This is a genomic window from Collinsella sp. AF25-2LB (assembly GCF_003458415.1).
Taxonomy (GTDB): domain Bacteria; phylum Actinomycetota; class Coriobacteriia; order Coriobacteriales; family Coriobacteriaceae; genus Collinsella.
Map to the genome: position 1 here is coordinate 1 of NZ_QRUF01000004.1, position 2044 is coordinate 2044.

Genomic DNA, 2044 nt, shown 5'->3' on the forward strand with positions numbered 1-2044 from the left:
ACGGCTCGGTGCCGTCCACCGGTCAGCGGCGCCCTGGCCTCCCACGGGCTGACCCCGCAGTACTCTCGGCGCGATGGGGCTTAGCTTCCGGGTTCGGAACGGGACCGGGCGTGCCCCCCATGCTCTGGCCGCTGACCGGTGGGCGGCGCCCACCGTTACGGTGTCCGGTGTCTACTCACGTGCCCTGGGGGCCGCATGGCGCATAGGAAAGATGACTCGGGGGCATCCTCGTGCCCGGACCGCGCGCATGAGCGCTCAGTCCCGCGGGCCGCGAGGTGCGGTTCCGGAAGAGCTCGGGCGATTAGTGCGGCTCGGCTGAGGACGTCGCCGTCCTTGCACCTGCCGTCTATCGACCAGGTAGTCTACCTGGGCCCTTACCGGAAGGAGAACTAATCCCTGGAACGGCTTCCCGCTTAGATGCCTTCAGCGGTTATCCGCGCCGCACGCGGCTACCCGGCCGTGCCGTTGGTCGACAACCGGTTCACCGGAGGTGCGTCCACCCCGGTCCTCTCGTACTGGGGGCAGCCTCCATCGATTCTCCTGCGCCCACGGAGGATAGGGACCGAACTGTCTCACGACGTTCTGAACCCAGCTCGCGTACCGCTTTAAACGGCGAACAGCCGTACCCTTGGGACCTGCTCCAGCCCCAGGATGCGATGAGCCGACATCGAGGTGCCAAACCTTGCCGTCGATGTGGACTCTTGGGCAAGATCAGCCTGTTATCCCCGGAGTACCTTTTATCCGTTGAGCGACGGCCCACCCACTCGGGGCCGCCGGATCACTAGAGCCTGCTTTCGCACCTGCTCGGCTTGTGGGCCTCGCAGTCAAGCCCGCTTGTACTCTTGCATTCAAAAGGACGGTTGCCGACCGTCCCGAGCGGACCTTCGCGCGCCTCCGTTACCCTTTAGGAGGCGACCGCCCCAGTCAAACTGCCCGCCTGGCACGGTCCCCGAGCCGGTCGACGGCCTCGGGTTAGGACGCCGGTCGCGCGAGGGCAGTATTCCAAGGGCGGCTCCCCGGGGGCTGGCGCCTCCGGATCTGTGCCTCCTGCCTATCCTCTACACGCGGGACCAGCGGCCAATGCCAAGCTGCAGTGAAGGTTCACGGGGTCTCTCCGTCCTTCCGCGGGTAAGTCGCATCTTCACGACCAGTGCAATTTCACCGGGTCCATGGTCGAGACAGCGCCCAAGTCGTTGCGCCTTTCGTGCAGGTCGGAACTTACCCGACAAGGAATTTCGCTACCTTAGGACCGTTATAGTTACGGCCGCCGTTTACCGGGGCTTGGCTTCGGGGCTTCGCCTTGCGGCTAACTCCTCCGCGTGACCTTCCGGCACCGGGCAGGCGTCAGACCCTATACGTCGCCTTGCGGCTTCTGCAGAGTCCTGTGTTTTTGGTAAACAGTCGCTTGGGCCTCTCCACTGCGGCCCGCCTCCGCTCCCCGGGCAAGCCGGTTCACGTACGCGCGGGCACCCCTTCTCCCGAAGTTACGGGGCCATTGTGCCGAGTTCCTTGACCATGGTTGACCCGATCGCCTCGGTATGTTCTACCCACCCACCTGTGTCGGTTTGCGGTACGGGCGCGCACGCGCCTGCCTAGGGGTTTTTCTAGGGACCTCGGGCTCACTCGCTTCGCTCAGTCGCTTCGTCCGGAGCCTCGCCCTCGTGCGGACCGGATTTCCCTGGTCCGCGGGCCGCGCTCCATCACGGGGACGTCCAGAACCCCGCCGAGCCACCCCCATCCGTCGCCCCGTCGGTCGTAGCGCCGCGTGCGCGGTGCAGGAATGTCTGCCTGCTGCGCGTCGGCTACGCCTCCCGGCCTCGCCTTAGCCCCCGACTGACCCTGGGAGGATTAGCCTTGCCCAGGAAACCTCGGGTTCACGGCGGACGAGTTACTCTCTCGTCTCTCGCTACTCATGCCAGCATTCTCACTCCCATGCGCTCCACCGCCGGTCGCCCTCCGGCTTCTCCGCCCATGGGAAGCTCCCCTACCGATTCTAATGAATTAAAATCCCGCCGCTTCGGTGTCCAGCTTAGCCCCGTGTATT

The 2044-nt window shown here is 65.4% G+C and carries 2 rRNA genes (1 of these 2 cut by a window edge); both read right to left on the reverse strand.

Annotated features, from left to right (window positions below):
• Nucleotides 1-20: 20 nt before the first annotated feature.
• Nucleotides 21-136: ribosomal RNA gene (gene rrf / locus DWY51_RS02795) — 5S ribosomal RNA — on the reverse strand.
• A 145-nt stretch (nt 137-281) separates the two neighbouring features.
• Nucleotides 282-2044, reverse strand: a 23S ribosomal RNA gene (locus DWY51_RS02800) (it continues 1309 nt past the right edge of the window).